Source organism: Acetobacter senegalensis, from assembly GCF_001499615.1.
Taxonomy (GTDB): Bacteria; Pseudomonadota; Alphaproteobacteria; order Acetobacterales; family Acetobacteraceae; genus Acetobacter; species Acetobacter senegalensis.
In genome coordinates this window covers 2,190,172-2,207,935 of sequence record NZ_LN606600.1, presented here as the reverse complement: position 1 = coordinate 2,207,935, position 17,764 = coordinate 2,190,172, and the positions used below count along the sequence as shown (strand labels likewise).

Genomic DNA, 17,764 nt, shown 5'->3' with positions numbered 1-17,764 from the left:
CTGCCCTGACATGCGCGCAGAAAACTGCGGCTGTACCGGGCTGCGGCATTGTCCCGAGATGTTTTTTTGCGTATGCCTCCAACACTTCAGACCGCCCCTTCCCGATTAGACTGGCAGCAGGAACGATGAGCGCATCCTCTCCCCTTTCTTCCGACCATCAGGCCTCCCTGATTGATGGCAAAGGCTTTGCCGCCTCCCTTCGCGCTCAGATCCGCGATGATGTGCGTACTTTCCATGATCAGTACGGCGTCACGCCGGGGCTGGCTGTCATTCTGGTAGGGAATGATCCGGCCAGCGAAGTCTATGTGCGCAACAAGGCGATCCAGACTCATCATGCAGGCATGCGCTCCTTCATGCACATGCTGCCGGAAACAACCTCTGAAACCGAACTTCTGGCGCTGATTGAACGCCTGAACAACGATCCGGAAATTCATGGCATTCTGGTTCAGCTTCCGCTGCCCAAAGGGCTGGACGCGCGGCGTGTGACCAATGCCATCCGCCCCGAAAAAGATGTGGATGGACTCGGAGAAACCAACGCAGGGCGTCTGGCAATCGGGCTCCCCGGTCTTGTGCCCTGCACCCCGCTGGGCTGCCTGCTCCTGCTGAAAGACCAGTTGGGAGACATGCACGGCCAGCACGCCGTGGTGATTGGCGCATCCAATCTGGTCGGCAAGCCGCTGGCCCTGCTGTTGTTGGCCGAAGGCTGCACGGTCTCTATCGCGCATATCCATACACGGGATACCGCTGCATTGGCCCGGCAGGCCGACATTCTGGTGGTGGCCACCGGGGTGCGTGAACTAGTGCGGGGTGACTGGATCAAACCGGGGGCCACGGTCATTGACGTGGGCATCACCCGCGTCACGCTGGAGAACGGCAAAACCCGGTTAGTCGGCGATGTTGTGTTTAACGAAGCCGTCAAAGTGGCTGGCCGTATCACGCCAGTACCGGGTGGCGTCGGGCCCATGACCATTGCCTGCCTGCTGAAAAATACTCTCACGGCAGCGCGCCTTCTGGTAACGGGAAAACCGGAATGAGCCTTTCACGCCTCTCCGTTGAACTGATCCCCCGCAGCACGGAAGCCTTGCTGGACGATGTTGCCAGCGTAAAGGCTCTGTTTCCCGCAGCCGATACGCTGAACGTGCCGGATCTGATGCGCTTTCCGCTGCGCAGTTGGGATGCTGCTGCCTTGATCCACCCCCACTTTGCGCGGGTTGTCCCCCACATCCGGGCGATTGATATCGCTCCAGACGCCCCTCTGCCCGGTGCAGATCAGCCGGGGCTTGAAGAAGTATTGGTCGTGCACGGAGATCCGCCAGCAGATCTGTCCCACCGCACCTACCCCAACAGCACGGAAAGCATTATCCGCCGCTACAAAAAGGAAGCGCCTCACCTGCGCATCTATGCGGCATTTGACCCTTACCGCCGTGCGCCATGGCAGGAACTGGAAGACGTTGCCCGCAAGAAAGAGGCCGGGGCGGAAGGGTTCTTCACCCAACCCGTGTTTGACCTGAAACTGTTTGACCTCTGCCGCGAATGGCTGCGGGATGAAACCGTGTTCTGGGGCTTGTCTCCCGTTATTGGCCCACGCTCACGCTCTTATTGGGAGACCACCAACCATGTGGTGTTCCCAAAGGATTTTGAACCCACGCTGGAGGCCAATATCCAGTTTGCCCAGACCGTATTACGGCACCTCTCGCAGGAAAAAGGGCGGGCTTATCTGATGCCGCTTCGCGTAAAACTGGATCAGTATCTGCCACCACTGCTAGAGGCTCTGGCATAAAGGCAGGTCTGTTCTTTCTGACTGCACACAAAAACAGTCTGACCTGATAAAATTCCTCTTTCACGAACGCCGTTTCAGGATAAAGTTTTGAAATGGCGTTTTTTCTTCTCTCATGGCATGGCGCGCTGGTGGGTTACACAGGCCTGCACATGCATTCCGCTTCTTTCACGGATATCCTGTTCCGTGCGACATCCCCTGTGGTGTTGCATGATGATGGCACGATCGAGCCATGTGAGGCCTTTGTAAAAGTCGTGCCTGTGAACTCCATTGGCACCAGGCAGTTTGTGGCGCTGAAGGCCAACACCCATTACCTTTCCAGCCGCGCAATTGACAAACTTGACACGATGCCTATCTGCGCCGCCTGGGAACATTTTCTGGCCCTTCCCACCGCGCTCCTTCCCGTTCTGAAAGACCTGACCACCCGTGACTGGCACGAAAATGGCCGCTGGGTAGGGCGCGCCGTATGCCACGAACACCATATTCATCTGGGAGACTGGAAGTGGCCAGCAGAAGCACTACAGACGGAACGAAAAGGGGATACCCTCACCCTTTGGACTGAAGGAAGCGACCAGCGGATCACTTTGACTCAATGCCCTTCCCGCACACTTTCAGCGCTACTGGAAACGCTGACAGAACGGCTGCAGATGGGAGAAATCCGGCCAAGCCAGAGCACACCCTGGGCCGCAACAGAGGAACTGCGCGAGCAGATCCTCAAGGTGAGCGTCGCACCGGGCGATACGGGGCATCTGCTCCATCTGGCGCGCCAGTGTGGTTTTTTTGCCCTTTGGGATCTGGCGGCAGGGTTCCTCTCCTGCGCACGCGCGCAAGATACCAACCCCGATCTGATCTATTATGCTGCCATTCTGGCCCTGCGTACAAAACAGTATGAAACCGCAGCACATCTGCTGAGCGAAGCCCTTAATGCCCGCTTCCCCGACACGGACCTGCAACGGATTCAACCTCTTCTTGATCGGGTGAACGCAGGGGAAGACGCTCTGCTGGATTTACCCCGCCGTCTGGGCCGCATGGGGCTGCCCATGTTTGACGGGTTCTTTGATCAGTTGCTTATCCCCATGCCCCTGGCACGGCAGAACAGCCATGATGTACGACAGGCCTACAGCACACGTTTTGAAGAAATCTGTTCAGGTCAGAGCATACAGCGTCGGCTGAAGATCCTGAAAGCTGAGGCCCATTTCAACGGCCTCAGCTATTGGGAAGAAGTGAACATGGGTCATGCCAGCTGGCTGGCTGGCCTGCGCAGGGAAGCCGATGCCCATTACGCGGCAGCAAAAGCACTGGCCATCCAGACACATATTCATCCCATCCATTATAATTGTGGAGTTTTTTCATGGCTGAGTGAGGCTGAATGCGACGCCCTCTCCTCCCGCGCTGTACCAGACCGGCTTGGCCTCTCTGGGTGGGAATGGCATTTCAGCCCGGAGGAAGAGGCTACCGCTTCACCACCAGCCCTGTGTCTGGTTTTCGGGTGTGATACCGGCTATTTCCGTTTTATCCCAAAGCTGGTGCTGTCTCTCCTTCGGGCCTGCCGAAGCACTCCGCCTGCCCAGCCTATTCACCTCTGTATCGGGGTGGAACAGCCAACCATGGAACAATTGACCTTCCTGACGCGGGTTTCAGAATGGCTGGCGGCCCATGATCCGCACGTGAAGCTCAGCTTTACTCATGGCTCTCTGACACACAGGGATGGCGCGACCTATACAGCCATCCGGTATCTGATGCTGCCCGAAATTGTGGCCCGCTTCCGCTGCCCGGTAATTACGGCCGATTGTGACGGGTACTTCCCTGAAAACTTCACTACCCTGTGGCAACAGATGGCTGACACAGCGGATTATGGGTTCCGTCTGTACGCCTATAATCATGAGGGCCAACAGGTGATGGGCGAACCCTGGGGTTTTGGCGCAGGTATTTCCTATTTTGGAGAAACCGATCTCCTGCCGCCCATCGCACACTTCCTGAGCGATTATCTGAACACGGCCTATGACCCCAAAAACCCGACCAACTGGTGTGTGGACCAATGTGCTCTAGCGGCTGCCTTCCGGCGCTTTGTGGCGCCACGGTGGAATGACCTGCGACTCAAATTCATGGATGAAGGAGAAACCCTGATGGTCATGCCCCATCATGTGGGTGGCAAAGACGCGCTCCTGACACACGAAGGCAGTGTGTCCATGACGGATGTGGTGGTGGATCTGGCACATCATACGCCGCTCCGTTCAGCCTCACTCTCCGGCAGGCCGTAAGCACTAAAAAAGGAGGCCCTTTTCTGGCCTCCTTTTTTCCTGTCTGATGAAAACGGCGGATTTATCCTTCCGCAGACGCTTCATGCAGACCTTACGGGGCTTTTCCGCCGTAAATAGCCGTAAGGCTGGCCGCACCAAGACTATGATGATGCACCATGAAACCAACCAGAGCCGGGCTGGAGTCCGGGGTAACATCCAGTGTGGGCACATCCACCGCATGCACCGTAAAAACATAATGATGCACCGGTCCGGGCGGAGGAGCTGCCCCACCATATCCCGGCACGCCGAAGTCAGTCCTTACCTGCAAGGCCCCTGCGGGGAGCCCCCCTTTGCCTGACCCTGCACCCTCGGGCAGGCTGGTCACGCTTGCAGGAATATTGGCAACCACCCAATGCCACCAGCCGGACCCTGTTGGAGCATCCGGATCATACACTGTGATCACGAAGCTTTTGGTGCCCTCCGGCGCGCCTTTCCACTCCAGCGCGGGGGAAAGATTCTGCCCGGATTGCCCCATGCCGTTGTAAACCTGGGCCTGCGGCAGGGTTGCGCCCTCAGTAAAAGCCGGGCTTGAGAGAACAAACGCCATGGTGTGCTTTTCCTTTGTTACCAGTTGCGGCTGATCAGCCAGAATTCTTCAGAGGTCAGGGTAACGGCCTTGCCAGCGTCAGATTCAGCCGCAGCACGGGCCAGAGCTTCAATCCGTTCAATCATGATGATCTTGCGCTGATGCGCTTCAGAAGATTCGTTGCTGGCCTGCAAAACACCCAGAGAGGTTTTGGCGGCTTTGGCAACGCGGGCCGCATCAAGCAATGCGTAAGACATTCTTTTCTCCAAATTTTCTCATACAAACAGGATTGGACTTTGAACCTCGCCTGCTCGCACTTCAAGACAGGATGAGGCGTACCACCCATGCCATCTTTTGCAAAACCCTGCCGCCTTCTGCCCTCTTCCCTGTGGGCCAGACGCATCAGTGCTCACAAGGTTCAGTTTTCCATCCATCTGCCCTCTGGCGCAGGCGCTGCCTATTGCGTAAACCCATCGGGCCATGAGCGACCGTACCGAAGATTTTGATTTCCACCTGCCCGAAACCCTGATCGCGCAGGAACCTGCCAGACCACGGGAGAGCGCCCGCCTGCTGGATGTGCCGCAAGACGGCCCGTTCCATGACCGGCATGTGTCTGATCTCCCCTCCCTGCTGCGCGCGGGTGATCTGCTGGTCGCAAACGATACAGCTGTTATCCGCGCCCAGTTGCACGCCCTGCGTGGGGAAGCCCGTATCGGCATTACGCTGGACCGTATTCTGGCCGATGGCACATGGCATGTGCTGGTCCGCAATGCGCGCCGCCTGCGGGTGGGCGATACCCTGACATTTACCGGCAGCCCCCACACTGCCGAGGTTCTGGCGCGGGAAGAAGGTGGCGGAGCCGTGCTCAGGTTCTCAGCAGAAGGCAGCGCCTTTGATGCGTTCCTGAAAGATGTAGGGGCATTGGCGCTTCCACCCTACATTCACCGTCCACATGGCCCGACGGCGCAGGACGACAAAGACTACGCCACCATTTTTGCCGAGCATAAAGGGGCTGTGGCCGCCCCCACGGCGGGACTCCACTTTACGCCGTCCCTGCTGGAAGCAGTAGACGCGACCGGAGCTGAACGCTGCACGCTTACTTTGCATGTGGGTGCCGGCACCTTCCTGCCCGTGCGGGAGAACGATATCTCCAAACACCACATGCATGCTGAACGCGGGATCATCACGCAAGAAACAGCAGAGCGTATCAACGCTGTACGGCAGGCAGGTGGCCGTATTATTGCTGTCGGCACCACCAGCCTGCGCCTTCTGGAAAGCGCTGCAGATGAAACAGGCCGGGTGCATCCGTTTGACGCTGAAACCTCCATTTTCATTCGGCACGGCTACAAATTCCGGGCAGTGGACATGCTGATGACCAATTTTCATCTGCCACGCTCCACCTTGTTCATGCTGGTCAGCGCCTTTGCCGGAACAGCGCGCATGCGCGCGGCCTACGCCCACGCTGTAAACTCTGGCTACCGTTTCTATTCCTACGGAGATGCCTGCCTGCTGCGGTGCGCCAACCCCATTGATGCCCACCGCATTTCTCATCAGACCACTGCCCACCCCACAGGTGCGGCCGGAGCCCTTTCATGACCCGTTTCAACTGGACCTGCGAGAGCATGGACGGCAACGCCCGCGCTGGTACCCTGCACACTGCTCACGGCCCCGTTGCCACCCCCACCTTTATGCCCGTGGGCACTGTGGGCACCGTAAAAGCCATGACCATGGATGCGGTGCGATCCACCGGCGCGGGCATTGTTCTGGGCAACACCTACCACCTGATGCTGCGCCCCGGCGCGGAACGGGTACGGCAACTGGGTGGCCTGCACAAATTCATGGACTGGTCCGGCCCGATTCTCACGGATTCTGGCGGCTTTCAGGTCATGTCTCTGGGGGCGTTGCGCAAACTGGATCAGGATGGCGTCACCTTCAAATCCCATATTGACGGTTCAACGCATCGCCTGACCCCGGAAAGCTCGACCGACATCCAGCACGCGCTGGATGCCACCATCACCATGTGTTTTGATGAATGCCCGGCCCTGCCTGCGCCGCCGGAAATCATTGCCAAATCCATGCGCCTGTCCATGCGCTGGGCAGCACGCTCCCGCGAGGCTTTTGTGCACCGCGAGGGCTACGGTCAGTTTGGCATTGTGCAGGGCGGCACAGAAACAGACCTGCGGGCTGAAAGCGTGAAAGCCCTGACCGACATCGGGTTTGAAGGCTACGCCATTGGCGGCCTTGCCGTTGGCGAAGGGCAGGAATTGATGTTCGCCACACTGGACACCACCGTTCCGCTTATGCCGCAAAATGCGCCCCGCTACCTGATGGGCGTTGGCACGCCTGATGATCTGCTGGGCAGCGTGATGCGCGGCGTGGACATGTTTGACTGCGTCATGCCCACCCGTGCGGGCCGTACAGCCCGCGCTTATACAGAACGTGGCACCCTGAATTTACGCAATGCCCGCCACGCTGGCGATGCACGGCCCATTTCTCCACACTGTGACTGTCTGGCCTGTTCACGCCACAGCCGTGCCTATCTGCACCACCTGTTCCGGGCGAATGAAATTCTGGGCCCCATGCTGCTGACATGGCATAATATCGCCTATTATCAGCGGCTGATGCGCCAGATACGCCAAGCCATTCTGGAAGGCCGACTGGAAACGCTGGCTACACAGCTTCGGGCTGAATGGGCCGCAGAAGACTGGACAGAAGATGAAATGCCACAACCGGTCATCCCACCTGTTCCCTGACCCCGCCTGTGCTCGTACTGAGGAAGAAGCAGGGTATATCATTCCCTGCTTTATCCCCCACCATCAAGCGGGTCAGAAGCCAGTTTCACCATATCCCCTTTTTCCGGCCCGAGCCGTAAGAGATCTCGCTTTCGCGGGAGCCTCTCTTGCCTGACTCAGACTCCGTTTCCCCTCCCCTCCCCGCTGCACGCATGGAGAAGCTTGCCGCGCGTATTCGGGATAAAGCACTGGCTCTGGGGTTTGACGCCATTGGCTTCAGCCCTGCGCATCTGGGGCCAGAGGTACGCACGCGTCTGACCGATTTTCTGGCCAACGGCTATCAGGGAGAAATGGGCTGGCTGGCCGAACGTACGGACCAGCGCACGCATCCGCAGGATTTATGGCCCGATGCCCACAGCGTGATTGCGCTCGGTCTGTCTTACGCGCCGGAAGGCGATGCTCTGGCAACCCTGCGCCAACCAGATCGCGGCAATATTTCCGTCTATGCCCGCCACCGCGATTACCATGATCTGGTAAAAGGCATGCTGAAGCATCTGGCCCAATTTGTGGTCAAGGAAGGACGCGAAACGCTTGCCGCCGCACAGGCACAGGCACAGGCACAGGCACAGGCACAGGCACAGGCACAGGCACATCCGTTGCCTGAAACGCCGCAGGTCAAGGTCTTTGTCGATACGGCACCTGTTTCTGAAAAACCTTTGGCAGAACAGGCAGGATTAGGGTGGCAGGGCAAGCACACCAATCTTGTTTCCCGCACCCATGGAAGCTGGCTTTTTCTGGGTGAGATTTATACAACGCTGGCATTGCCTGCCTCTCCTCCCTCCGGAGGAAGCTGCGGCAGTTGCACGCGCTGCCTGACGGCCTGCCCCACGCAGGCCTTTCCTGAACCTTATAAAATGGATGCAAGGCGCTGCATTTCCTATCTGACCATTGAACATTCCGGCCCTATTCCGCACGCCTTACGCCCAGCCATAGGCACACATATCTATGGGTGTGATGATTGCCTGGCCGTATGCCCCTGGAACCGCTTTGCCCAGACATCCCGCCAGATCAAACTGCAGCCACGCCCAGACCTGATTGCCCCGGAACTGGCAACCCTCAGCCAATTGGATGATACCTCTTTCCGCCAGATGTTTTCCGGTTCTCCCATAAAACGCATTGGCCGCAATCGCTTTGTGCGCAATGTGCTGATTGCCATAAGCAACAGCGGCGAACCTTCCCTGTTACCTCACGCCGAAAAGTTGCTGACAGATACAGACCCGGTAGTTGCCGAAGCTGCCCAATGGGCTACCCTCCGCCTGAAAGAGAATGGATCATGAGTTCGCATTTACGCAAACGTAGCCTTATCCTTTCCGGACATGACACAAGCGTGGCGCTGGAACCAGACTTCTGGGACGTTCTTGAGGAAATGGCAGATGCCTGCCAGCAGCCTCTGCCCGTTCTGGTTGCACGGGTGGATGCAGAACGCCTTCCACCACGCTCTCTTGCTTCTGCCTTACGGGTCCATGCCCTCAACTGGCTGCGCAAACAGGTCAATGCGACGACAGATGATAAAGCAGAACCTCATTCAACGAAAAATATTTGAATTAGTCAGTCCATTTTAAAAATAATTCTAGAAAATAATCAGACCCAACAATAAATAGCAAGAAGTCAAAAACAGCTACGCAGCGTAGGCTATAAACACCTTCATAGACACGATAACAATAATAAAATCCCCTTACATGAAATAAATTTTCAAAATAACAAATGAAATCCTGACGATGAAGGACAGTTTGAAAAATAAACTATGAAAAGCTGACGAGAGGTTAGCAAGATTGAACAGGCAACCATGAAGGTCGATACGAAGCCATCGGAATAAAAGCCAACACAGTCAGCCGCTGACGCCCAGCCCCTCCGCCTTATAGACTTTTCAAACAGCCTCTTAATCTCATTTTGTCACATGACAAATACGTTTTCCCCAAAAGGCCGGTCCACCAGATAGATAGCTTAACCGGCTTTTGCGTTCTCGGCAGGCAACAGCACTCACGTCCCAAAGCACCTTCCTTTCTGCTCTGGCTCTACGGCGCAGGACCTCCCCGCATTTCCTCTACCTCGCCTTGCCTTCAGCTTTTCAATGCACGCCAACGACTATTTTTAACTTTGCATAAAATTTTACTTTTAATTTCAAAGTGAATTTCCTATGGTGAACTCACGGTTGCTGGCAACCACCCCTTCGGCTTGTGAGACGCTCCATGACCCAACAGACACATATCTTGCAGCAGGACATCAGTTTTTTACGTGCTCTGGCTGAAGCCGGACAACGCACGCCGTTCACTTTTGGGCCTTTCCTTCTGGCGGGCGGCCTGGTTTTCGGGGTTGCCTCTGTCATTGCGTGGGCTGCCTCCCGCCACCTTCTTGGCCTTGAGCCTGACGCCATCATATGGATTTATGGGATCGCCATGTGCGTGCATGGGGTTTGCGTTTTCATCTTGGCGCGAAAAGCAAACCTTACGGGCGCTTCTTCTTTCACCAATCAGGCCATGGCGCGGGTCTGGCAATCTATTGGGTGGTGTATTCTCACCGTCTTTCTAGCGGCCCTGCTGATCATGTGGCGGTGCCAGACAACACTGGTGTGGGCACTGTTTCCCTCACTGATTCTGGGGCTTTATGGAACAGGCTGGCTGGTTGCTGCTTTGATCTCGGGCCAGAAATGGCTGCAATTTGTTGCTGGCTCTTCTTTTGTTGGAGCTCTTCTGTCTGCACTGTTCATCAACTCACCTTATCTTTTCCTGCTTTATGGCAGTTTGCTCGTGCTTCTTTTGGCTGTGCCCGGCGGTGTGCTGATGCGCAAACAGAACGCTGTAGCCTAAACTCCCATGCCTCCTTTCAATATCCATGAGGTCGATGAAACCATTCATGGCCGGGTACGGCTTGGCATCATGACCTTTCTGGCCGCCACCGGCACTGCGGATTTCACAACCCTCAAGACGCATCTTCAGGTTTCAGATGGAAATCTGTCCACCCACCTCAGAAAACTGGAAGAGGCCGGATATGTCCTGCAAAATAAAAGCTTTGCAGGGCGACGCCCGCTCACGCAACTCAGCCTGACAAAACAGGGACGAAGCGCCTATATCGCCTATCTGGACACCATGAGCCGTTTGGTCGCCACGTCCGGAGACATGGCATGACGCCTGCGGTTCAGGCGGGAAGCATTGTCCTCCTTCCCTCGCCCTTTTTATAATGAAAGCCGCAAATAAAAATTAAGACCGCTTACCCGCCCTGCTTCCCCCTGAATTCGTAGCCATTTGAACAGGCGCGCCATGGCAGCGTTGCCGGTAGATTGCCTTCTCTTGCAGGCCATCTCCTTGCTATGGTGTTTGAAAGGCTGAAACCGGGCACCATATGGTACTCACAGCACAGATGGTTGAAGCGGACAGAATGGCGATTTGGGGTAAGATTTTTGGCGGCGTTGCCGGGTTTGCCATGGGGGGGCCTGTAGGGGCCGCCTTGGGCACGGCGCTGGGCCACGCTGCAGACAAAGGGACTTTGCTTCAGCCCCCGACAGGAGGGTGGAGTGACCGCTGGGCGGCCCGTGCCCGGCCTGACCCCAACGGGGCGGCAACCTTCATGGCGGCCAAACTGGCTGCGACCATGGGCAAGAAAGAGCAGCTTTATGGCCTGAGCAGCGTGATTCTCTGCGCCAAGCTGGCCAAATGCGACGCCCCAGTGAACCGGCGTGAAATTAACGCCTTCAAGGCACGCTTTCGGGTCCCGCCAGAAAATATGCGCGAGCTGGGACGGCTGTTTGATATGGCCCGTCAACGCACGGATGATTATGAAGCCTTTGCCCGCGAACTGGGGCAGGCTTACGCTGATGACAAACAGCCGCTGGAAGACCTGCTGGCGATTCTGTTCACCGTTGCCCGCGCTGACCTTGCTGCTGATGAACCTTTAACCAAAGAAGAAACACGCTTCCTGCAACGGGTTCACGCCCTGTTCGGGTTAAGCAAGGGAGCGTGGGACCGTGCGGAGCAGGGCCGCGCACGCCCTGCCATGGCGGAAGAAGATGCTTACGTGATCATGGGTGTGGAAGCCTCTCTCTCCAATGACGAGATTCGCGCGCATTGGAAAACGCTGGTTCGCCAATATCACCCGGATGTGATGTCTGCCCGCAATGCGACACCTGCCGAAATTGCGGAGGCTTCTGCCCGTATTTCACGCATTAACGCGGCATGGGATCTGATCAAACGGGAACGCGGCCTGTAAACTGGCCGTCTGCCATCCAATAGAATCCCCTCACTCGCGCTTAATAATGGCGCGAGAAACCGCATAATTGCGGCATTCAGGCAACAGAGAACAAAAAAATCACACTCCGCGGTGAACCGAAGGGCCAGAGAGGCGCTTTTTTTCTTCTACCCTGCCTTCCGTGCAGAGAAGCCCTGCATTGCGTAGCGCCGTTCTCGTGGTAGACAAGGCGGCAGGATAGGCCTGCCATACGGTCAGGTCATATTAAGGATGCGTCACAGGGTGAAGGTGAAGGCGGCAATGAATTCAGGACGGAACGGCATGCGGCTCCGCCCTCGCGGTCAGGCACAGAATGGTCAGACCCGGGCAGGCTTTTCGGCTTATCGCCGTTTCTCCACCCGCTCTTCTCTTCTCGCTCTTTCTCTTCTGGCATTGGCGGGTTGCAGCAGCATCCGCAATCCGCCCCCCAAAGATCCAGACGCCTTGGCCGAATACAAACAGGCGAACGATCCGTACGAGCCCCTGAACCGCAAGGTCTACAACCTGACCATGACGTTTGATAAATGGGCGCTGCGGCCGGTAGCCAAGGCTTATGTGTGGGCCGTGCCCCGCCCTGTGCGGAATTCACTGGGCAACATGATCACCACCATGAACGAGCCCTCTGTCTTCTTTAACGATGTTGGCGCAGGTAAGCCACGCCGTGCGGGTGATGCGTTTGTACGCTGGTGCATCAATATGTCCGTCGGCCTTGGCGGGCTGATTGATGTCGCCAAAATGGCTGGATATCCTCATCATGATAATGATGGCGGGATGACGCTGGCCAACTGGGGCATTCCCTCCGGCCCCTACCTGTTCCTGCCCATGGGGCCATCCTCCATCCGTGACGGAATTGGTTACGGGATTGACCAGGGGCTTTCCCCTTGGAACTATGTACCACGTGGATATGGGCTGATCAGCTTCAACTGGGCCTATAACATGATGGCCGTTGTGCATGGACGCTCAGAACATCTGGATGAGCTGGACGCACTGCAGCGGGATGCGCTCGACCCGTACGCCACCATTCGCAGTGCGTATCAGCAGCAACGCAAGGCTCAGATAGAAGCTATCAAAAACGACCACCGAGCGACGGTGCCTTTGTGGTACCATGTCAAGAATAAACAACAAGGGTAACACTGACATGACATTCCTCTCTGGCCGCCGCTTTCTTCTGGGTGCCTTTGCCATGGTATGTGCAGGCAGCCTTTCCATCCTGCCGGCCCATGCAGCTCAGAATACCCGCCAGTTCATTCAGGATTTCGGCAACAAGCTGGTGGCTATTGTAAATAGCCCGGTCTCTCTTTCTGAAAAAAAGGAAAGAGTTATGCCGCTTATCCAGGAAAACGTGGATATTGACGGCATTGGCCGCTATTGCCTTGGCCGCTACTGGAAAGTTGCCACACCTGCCCAGCAGAAAGAATATCTGGGCCTGTTCCATCAGGTGCTGGTGAACGCCATTACCGACAAGCTGGGCGATTATCGTGGCGTGAGCTTTACCATTGGCAATGTCACCAAATCCGGTGAGGATGACGCTGTTGAAGCCACTCTTCTGCGCCCCCAGCAGCCCCCCGCAACCATGCAGTGGATTGTGAATAACTCTCCCAAAGTGGTGGACGTTATTGGCGAAGGAGCCAGCCTGCGCCTGACACAGCGGCAGGACTATTCCTCCTACATCGCCCGTAACGGCGGCAACGTGGATGCACTGATCAGCGCCCTGAAGCGCCAGATTGCCCACCACACAACGGCTGCTACACAGCAGTAAGCCTCTTCCACCTCCGGCAACGGAGCGAGATCAAAAAGCGTCACTCTTCTGGAGTGGCGCTTTTTTTGTGCTCATCTGACCTTCCCTTGAATTGTTACAAATTGGGGAAACCCTTCTCTCGTCCGCTCTTTCATGAAAGATGAGACTGGCCGCTGAAAAGCAGGCTGAACCGTCAGGACAGGAAAAGAGCACGATCATGACCCTCGTCCACAACCTTCTGCGGCACAGGTCCGCATTACTTCTGCCATGCGCTGTTCTGGCAGGAACCACATTTCTCTCCCCTCGCCACGCACAAGCAGCACACTCCCTCATCACGCAGTTTCAGGGGTGTACGGCAGACGGGCAGACAGGTCCTGTTGCCGCCCCAACGGTTCTTCCTACCCCTTTTGCCTTGGCCGCCCCTCTTCCTGCCGGCCTAACGCTTTATGCTTCTCAGGATCTGGCCGCCGTGGGGCCGGTTGGGTGGCATTGTCTGCAACTGTATGGCTCATCGGGCACTTTCCTGATGCTCCGGCCCGAAGCCTTTCCCCAGTCAGACAGGGCCGCGCTTGAAGCCCAAACCAACGGCCCCGGTATTCAGCTTTCCTCCACATTTGGAACAACCAGTGGCCGTTTTGACGTGGCACGCACCGTTGCTCGCGCCTTTCCCAACTATCAGGCGTATGTGCAGTCAGTCATTCAAGAAGGGATAGAGCCTGCCAGCCACTTTCCGAGCGGCCCGTATCCGGATGACCAGATAACGCGCGAAGGGGATAGAGATGTTGCTTTCACAACCCCACCGCACACAACCGGATTCGGCACAGAAAGCCGCCTGATAGCTAATAACAGCCCCATACAGGGCCTCCTCCACCTGACCACGGCACATGATCTGATGGCGCTTCAGGTACGGCTTCCTCCCAGCCAGAGTCACCTGACCCAGACAATTATCGAGCAGACTCGCAAGCTTAATGCAGATTTTGGACGTTAACCTACGCAGTCGCCGCCACTTCCTGACGAAAAATTGGGTGCTTCTCCGGAAAAAGGAAACGGATGCTCTGAAGCCGGAAGGGGGAATGTGAAGGCCTGCCTTCAGGGCATATGCGTCATCAGTTCATCCCAATGACAGCAAGAGATTGGGATCGCTCCCCTTGTCTCCGGGCAAAAACGCCCGGCTACCTTACGGTCAGCGTTTTTCGCGCACGCGCTCTAATCTGCGTTGCGGCGGCAGAAGTCTCCGCTTCTTTCAGGAAGGGCGGATGCTTTCATAGACAACCATCGTCTGCCCATCACGCTCGAATGTTTCACACTCGCGCATCCCGATTCCCTTCAGAATACTACGTGAGGGAAGATTGGTTTCTTTTGCCACAGCGACAACACGGGAAATCCCCGCATTATGCGTAAAACTTAAAGCCGCGTTGGCAGCTTCACGCGCAATTCCTCGCCCGCTTGCCCAAGGATAGAGGGCAAACCGCAGGCCGAATCCTCGCCCGTCCGGTCTGTCATGGATGCCGGTCATCCCCACAAATTTGCCGTGCTCGTGAATGGTGAAAATCCCCACACGATGACAGGCCCAAAACGCAATATCATCCGCCATATCGCGTTCAGCTTGTTGACGGGTGCACACGCCGCCCAGCATCTGGCCAAAAGCGCCGCCATCGGCCTTGAGGCGAACCATATCTTCCATGTCACGCCAGGTAACTGGCTGGAGCACCAAACGGCCAGTGCGAACTGTCCGGGCATCAGACATGGCCCGCCCTCCGCACAAAGGCAGGAGTACGCGCAAACGCCCCGGCATGGGGCGTCAGACAAGAAAAGAAAGATTTACCTGAGGGCAGACAGGACGGATGCCGCATCAGACACCCATCCAAGCCAGATCAGCGGGCGATGGGCCGATAACGGATGCGGCCCGGTTCCGTAGCATCAGCACCCAGACGCCGGCGTTTGTCTTCCTCATAAGCCTGGAAGTTTCCTTCAAACCACTCGACGTGGGAATCCCCTTCAAACGCCAGAATATGCGTTGCCAGACGGTCCAGGAACCAGCGGTCATGGGTAATAACCACGGCACACCCCGGAAATTCTGCCAAGGCTTCTTCCAGCGCACGCAGGGTATCCACGTCCAGATCGTTGGTTGGTTCGTCCAGCAGCAGCACGTTGCTTTCCTTGCGGAGCATCTTGGCCAGATGCACGCGGTTGCGCTCACCACCGGAAAGAATACCAACCTTCTTCTGCTGGTCTGAGCCCTTGAAGTTGAACGCCCCGACATAAGCACGGGAAGGAACGGCGCGCTTGCCCAGATAAATGACATCCGTCCCGCCGGAAATTTCTTCCCACACGGTCTTGTTGGGGTCCAGATCGTCACGGGACTGGTCAACATATCCCAGCTTTACAGTCTCACCGATTTTCAGTTCACCCGAATCCGGCTTTTCCTGACCCACGATCATCTTGAACAACGTGGACTTACCAGCACCGTTCGGCCCGATCACCCCGACAATACCACCCGGCGGCAGTTTGAAGCTGAGATCGTCAATCAGCAGACGGTCACCAAACCCTTTGCTGAGGTGATCGGCTTCAATCACCGTGCCGCCCAGACGCGGGCCGGGCGCAATGACGATATCCGCCACACCCGTCTGCTTTTCAGCGCTCTGGGCCAGCATTTCTTCATATCGCGCAATACGGGATTTGCTCTTGGCCTGACGCGCCTTGGGGCTGGACCCAATCCATTCCTGTTCGGCGGCAAGGGCACGCTGGCGGGCACTTTCTTCCTTTTCTTCCTGTGCCAGACGCTTACGCTTCTGTTCCAGCCAGGAGGAATAATTGCCTTCAAACGGGATACCGCGACCGCGTTCGATTTCAAGAATCCAGTTGGTCACGTTGTCCAGGAAGTAACGGTCATGGGTGATGACCATCACGGTGCCCTGATAATCGTGCAGCGTCTTTTCCAGCCATGCCACGCTTTCTGCGTCCAAATGGTTGGTTGGCTCGTCCAGCAGCAGGATATCAGGCTTTTCAAGAAGCAGGCGGCACAGAGCCACACGGCGACGTTCGCCACCGGAAAGCTTGTCTACCGGGCTGTCAGCAGGCGGGCAGCGCAGTGCATCCAGCGCGATCTCCAGCTTGCGGTCCAGCTCCCAGCCATCGCCAGCATCAATCTTTTCCTGCAAATCGGCCTGTTCAGCCAGCAGGGCATTCATTTCATCGTCTTCCATGGGCTCAGCGAAGCGCATGGAAATCTCGTTGAAGCGGTCAACGGCCTTTTTCAGGTCGCCAAAGCCTTGGGCCACGTTCTCACCAACGGTCAGTTTGGGGTCGAGCTGAGGCTCCTGCTCCAGATACCCGACCTTTACGCCCTCAGCCGCCCAGGCTTCCCCGCCATATTCCTTATCAATCCCCGCCATGATCTTGAGCAGGGTGGATTTACCGGCACCGTTAACGCCCAGAACACCAATTTTCACGCCCGGCAGGAAGGACAGCGTAATGCCTTTGAACACTTCCCGACCACCCGGATAGGACTTGGTCAGATCCTTCATCACATAGACGTATTGATATGGTGCCATGAGATGAACTCCCGCGAATGGACTGGTAAAAAGGCGCCGATAAGGACGTGAAAGGCAAAAACCTGCGCCCGGCAGGACTTGAACCCGCAACCTAGCCGTTATGAGCGGCCCGCTCTAACCAATTGAGCTACGGGCGCGCAGGTGGCTCTCTGATTACGCAACCTGACACATTTGGCAAGAGTTCTGAGTGTGAAAAACAGCCAAAATTCACTCCCTTCTGTTCCGACTTGGCAAGTCGCACCATGGCGGATAGGGTCTGGCATCCGTATTTTACCCATGCTGGAGCAGCCTTATGGACGTGTCGAAACTCTCTCCTGGTAAAGATGTGCCGTTTGACATCAATGTGGTGATCGAAATCCCGCAGGGATCTTCCGTCAAATACGAAATCGACAAGGAAAGCGGCGCCCTGTTTGTGGACCGCTTCCTGTTCACGCCCATGGCCTACCCCACGGCATATGGCTTCATTCCCGGCACACTGGCCGCTGATGGAGACCCGACAGACGCCCTGGTGCTGACCCCCAGCAACGTTGTGCCCGGCTCCGTGATTCGCGCCCGTCCCATCGGTGTGCTGAAGATGGAAGACGAATCCGGCCAGGACGAAAAAATCATCTGCGTCCCGCATGACAAGGTTCACCCGCAGTTCAGCAAAGTGGAAAGCGTGCAGGATCTGCCGGAAATCACCGTCAAGGCGATTGAGCACTTCTTCACCCGCTACAAGGATCTGGAACCCGGCAAATGGGTGAAAGTGACCGGCTGGGGCACCCGTGAAGAAGCTGGTGACTTCATCCGCACTGGCGTGGAAGAAGCCAAAAAGGCCAAATAAAGCGTTTTGCCCTTTCTCCTACGGTTCCATCAC

General features: G+C 56.7%; 18 protein-coding genes and 1 tRNA gene. 14 read left to right on the top strand and 5 right to left on the bottom strand.

What is annotated here, in order from left to right; genetic code table 11:
• Positions 1-125 precede the first annotated feature (125 nt).
• The 3 genes from ASN_RS10170 (at position 126) to ASN_RS10160 (ending at position 4,038) form a co-directional block, all read left to right on the top strand.
• Entirely contained in the window at positions 126-1,034 is a 909-nt protein-coding gene (locus tag ASN_RS10170) for a bifunctional methylenetetrahydrofolate dehydrogenase/methenyltetrahydrofolate cyclohydrolase (RefSeq protein WP_006557117.1), read from the top strand.
• Positions 1,031-1,780: a methylenetetrahydrofolate reductase gene (locus ASN_RS10165; RefSeq protein WP_058988106.1), complete on the top strand. Its 750-nt coding sequence runs from the start codon at positions 1,031-1,033 to the stop codon at positions 1,778-1,780. Before ASN_RS10170 ends, ASN_RS10165 begins: the two co-directional genes overlap by 4 nt.
• A gap of 92 nt (positions 1,781-1,872) precedes the next feature.
• Positions 1,873-4,038: a hypothetical protein gene (locus ASN_RS10160; RefSeq protein WP_058988105.1), complete on the top strand. Its 2,166-nt coding sequence runs from the start codon at positions 1,873-1,875 to the stop codon at positions 4,036-4,038.
• A gap of 91 nt (positions 4,039-4,129) precedes the next feature.
• Here ASN_RS10160 and ASN_RS10155 read toward each other — a convergent pair whose 3' ends face one another.
• Positions 4,130-4,624, bottom strand: coding sequence for a kinase inhibitor (locus ASN_RS10155; protein ID WP_058988104.1), 495 nt, complete (start codon positions 4,622-4,624; stop codon positions 4,130-4,132).
• 17 nt (positions 4,625-4,641) lie between these two features.
• Positions 4,642-4,860: a hypothetical protein gene (locus ASN_RS10150; RefSeq protein ID WP_006557113.1), complete on the bottom strand. Its 219-nt coding sequence runs from the start codon at positions 4,858-4,860 to the stop codon at positions 4,642-4,644.
• Positions 4,861-5,083: 223 nt separating this feature from the next.
• On the opposite strand from ASN_RS10150, the gene queA reads away from it, so the two are divergent.
• The 10 genes from queA (at position 5,084) to ASN_RS10100 (ending at position 14,342) form a co-directional block, all read left to right on the top strand.
• Entirely contained in the window at positions 5,084-6,199 is a 1,116-nt protein-coding gene (queA, locus tag ASN_RS10145; RefSeq protein ID WP_058988103.1) for a tRNA preQ1(34) S-adenosylmethionine ribosyltransferase-isomerase QueA, read from the top strand.
• A complete protein-coding gene (gene tgt, locus ASN_RS10140; protein ID WP_058988102.1) occupies positions 6,196-7,356 on the top strand; it encodes a tRNA guanosine(34) transglycosylase Tgt in 1,161 nt (386 codons plus the stop codon). The genes queA and tgt overlap by 4 nt, the downstream gene beginning before the upstream one ends.
• Positions 7,357-7,547: 191 nt before the next feature.
• Entirely contained in the window at positions 7,548-8,672 is a 1,125-nt protein-coding gene (queG, locus tag ASN_RS10135) for a tRNA epoxyqueuosine(34) reductase QueG (RefSeq protein WP_058988101.1), read from the top strand.
• A complete protein-coding gene (locus tag ASN_RS10130) occupies positions 8,669-8,938 on the top strand; it encodes a ribbon-helix-helix domain-containing protein (RefSeq protein ID WP_050942291.1) in 270 nt (89 codons plus the stop codon). The genes queG and ASN_RS10130 overlap by 4 nt, the downstream gene beginning before the upstream one ends.
• A gap of 646 nt (positions 8,939-9,584) precedes the next feature.
• Positions 9,585-10,202: a hypothetical protein gene (locus ASN_RS10125; RefSeq protein ID WP_058988100.1), complete on the top strand. Its 618-nt coding sequence runs from the start codon at positions 9,585-9,587 to the stop codon at positions 10,200-10,202.
• Positions 10,203-10,208: 6 nt separating this feature from the next.
• Positions 10,209-10,520 (top strand): winged helix-turn-helix domain-containing protein, encoded by a 312-nt coding sequence (locus ASN_RS10120; protein ID WP_006558186.1) that lies wholly within the window; start codon positions 10,209-10,211, stop codon positions 10,518-10,520.
• Positions 10,521-10,770: 250 nt separating this feature from the next.
• Complete coding sequence (locus tag ASN_RS10115; protein ID WP_058989275.1) at positions 10,771-11,598, top strand: TerB family tellurite resistance protein; 828 nt, start codon at positions 10,771-10,773, stop codon at positions 11,596-11,598.
• A gap of 279 nt (positions 11,599-11,877) precedes the next feature.
• Positions 11,878-12,747, top strand: coding sequence for an MlaA family lipoprotein (locus ASN_RS10110; protein WP_039903956.1), 870 nt, complete (start codon positions 11,878-11,880; stop codon positions 12,745-12,747).
• Positions 12,748-12,754: 7 nt separating this feature from the next.
• Entirely contained in the window at positions 12,755-13,375 is a 621-nt protein-coding gene (locus ASN_RS10105) for an MlaC/ttg2D family ABC transporter substrate-binding protein (protein WP_006558189.1), read from the top strand.
• A 196-nt stretch (positions 13,376-13,571) separates the two neighbouring features.
• Positions 13,572-14,342, top strand: coding sequence for a hypothetical protein (locus ASN_RS10100; protein ID WP_157765167.1), 771 nt, complete (start codon positions 13,572-13,574; stop codon positions 14,340-14,342).
• A 255-nt stretch (positions 14,343-14,597) separates the two neighbouring features.
• Here the strand turns inward: ASN_RS10100 and ASN_RS10095 are convergent, their stop codons facing one another.
• The 3 genes from ASN_RS10095 to ASN_RS10085 all read right to left on the bottom strand — a co-directional run bounded on the left by ASN_RS10095 (position 14,598) and on the right by ASN_RS10085 (position 17,045).
• Positions 14,598-15,101, bottom strand: coding sequence for a GNAT family N-acetyltransferase (locus ASN_RS10095; RefSeq protein ID WP_058988098.1), 504 nt, complete (start codon positions 15,099-15,101; stop codon positions 14,598-14,600).
• Positions 15,102-15,228: 127 nt separating this feature from the next.
• Positions 15,229-16,908, bottom strand: coding sequence for an energy-dependent translational throttle protein EttA (ettA, locus tag ASN_RS10090; protein ID WP_035382507.1), 1,680 nt, complete (start codon positions 16,906-16,908; stop codon positions 15,229-15,231).
• Between the two features lie 63 nt (positions 16,909-16,971).
• Positions 16,972-17,045: transfer RNA gene (locus tag ASN_RS10085), tRNA-Ile, on the bottom strand.
• A 155-nt stretch (positions 17,046-17,200) separates the two neighbouring features.
• Between ASN_RS10085 and ppa the strand changes: the two genes are divergently transcribed.
• Entirely contained in the window at positions 17,201-17,731 is a 531-nt protein-coding gene (gene ppa / locus ASN_RS10080; RefSeq protein WP_035382459.1) for an inorganic diphosphatase, read from the top strand.
• Positions 17,732-17,764 lie beyond the last annotated feature (33 nt).

Bases quoted from the DNA above. Each gene is read 5' to 3' on its own strand.
- ASN_RS10170 (WP_006557117.1), top strand. From the start codon at position 126: ATGAGCGCATCCTCTCCCCTTTCTTCCGACCATCAGGCCTCCCTGATT.
- ASN_RS10165 (WP_058988106.1), top strand. From the start codon at position 1,031: ATGAGCCTTTCACGCCTCTCCGTTGAACTGATCCCCCGCAGCACGGAA.
- ASN_RS10160 (WP_058988105.1), top strand. From the start codon at position 1,873: ATGGCGTTTTTTCTTCTCTCATGGCATGGCGCGCTGGTGGGTTACACA.
- ASN_RS10155 (WP_058988104.1), bottom strand. From the start codon at position 4,624: ATGGCGTTTGTTCTCTCAAGCCCGGCTTTTACTGAGGGCGCAACCCTG.
- ASN_RS10150 (WP_006557113.1), bottom strand. From the start codon at position 4,860: ATGTCTTACGCATTGCTTGATGCGGCCCGCGTTGCCAAAGCCGCCAAA.
- queA (WP_058988103.1), top strand. From the start codon at position 5,084: ATGAGCGACCGTACCGAAGATTTTGATTTCCACCTGCCCGAAACCCTG.
- tgt (WP_058988102.1), top strand. From the start codon at position 6,196: ATGACCCGTTTCAACTGGACCTGCGAGAGCATGGACGGCAACGCCCGC.
- queG (WP_058988101.1), top strand. From the start codon at position 7,548: ATGGAGAAGCTTGCCGCGCGTATTCGGGATAAAGCACTGGCTCTGGGG.
- ASN_RS10130 (WP_050942291.1), top strand. From the start codon at position 8,669: ATGAGTTCGCATTTACGCAAACGTAGCCTTATCCTTTCCGGACATGAC.
- ASN_RS10125 (WP_058988100.1), top strand. From the start codon at position 9,585: ATGACCCAACAGACACATATCTTGCAGCAGGACATCAGTTTTTTACGT.
- ASN_RS10120 (WP_006558186.1), top strand. From the start codon at position 10,209: ATGCCTCCTTTCAATATCCATGAGGTCGATGAAACCATTCATGGCCGG.
- ASN_RS10115 (WP_058989275.1), top strand. From the start codon at position 10,771: ATGGCGATTTGGGGTAAGATTTTTGGCGGCGTTGCCGGGTTTGCCATG.
- ASN_RS10110 (WP_039903956.1), top strand. From the start codon at position 11,878: ATGAATTCAGGACGGAACGGCATGCGGCTCCGCCCTCGCGGTCAGGCA.
- ASN_RS10105 (WP_006558189.1), top strand. From the start codon at position 12,755: ATGACATTCCTCTCTGGCCGCCGCTTTCTTCTGGGTGCCTTTGCCATG.
- ASN_RS10100 (WP_157765167.1), top strand. From the start codon at position 13,572: ATGACCCTCGTCCACAACCTTCTGCGGCACAGGTCCGCATTACTTCTG.
- ASN_RS10095 (WP_058988098.1), bottom strand. From the start codon at position 15,101: ATGTCTGATGCCCGGACAGTTCGCACTGGCCGTTTGGTGCTCCAGCCA.
- ettA (WP_035382507.1), bottom strand. From the start codon at position 16,908: ATGGCACCATATCAATACGTCTATGTGATGAAGGATCTGACCAAGTCC.
- ppa (WP_035382459.1), top strand. From the start codon at position 17,201: ATGGACGTGTCGAAACTCTCTCCTGGTAAAGATGTGCCGTTTGACATC.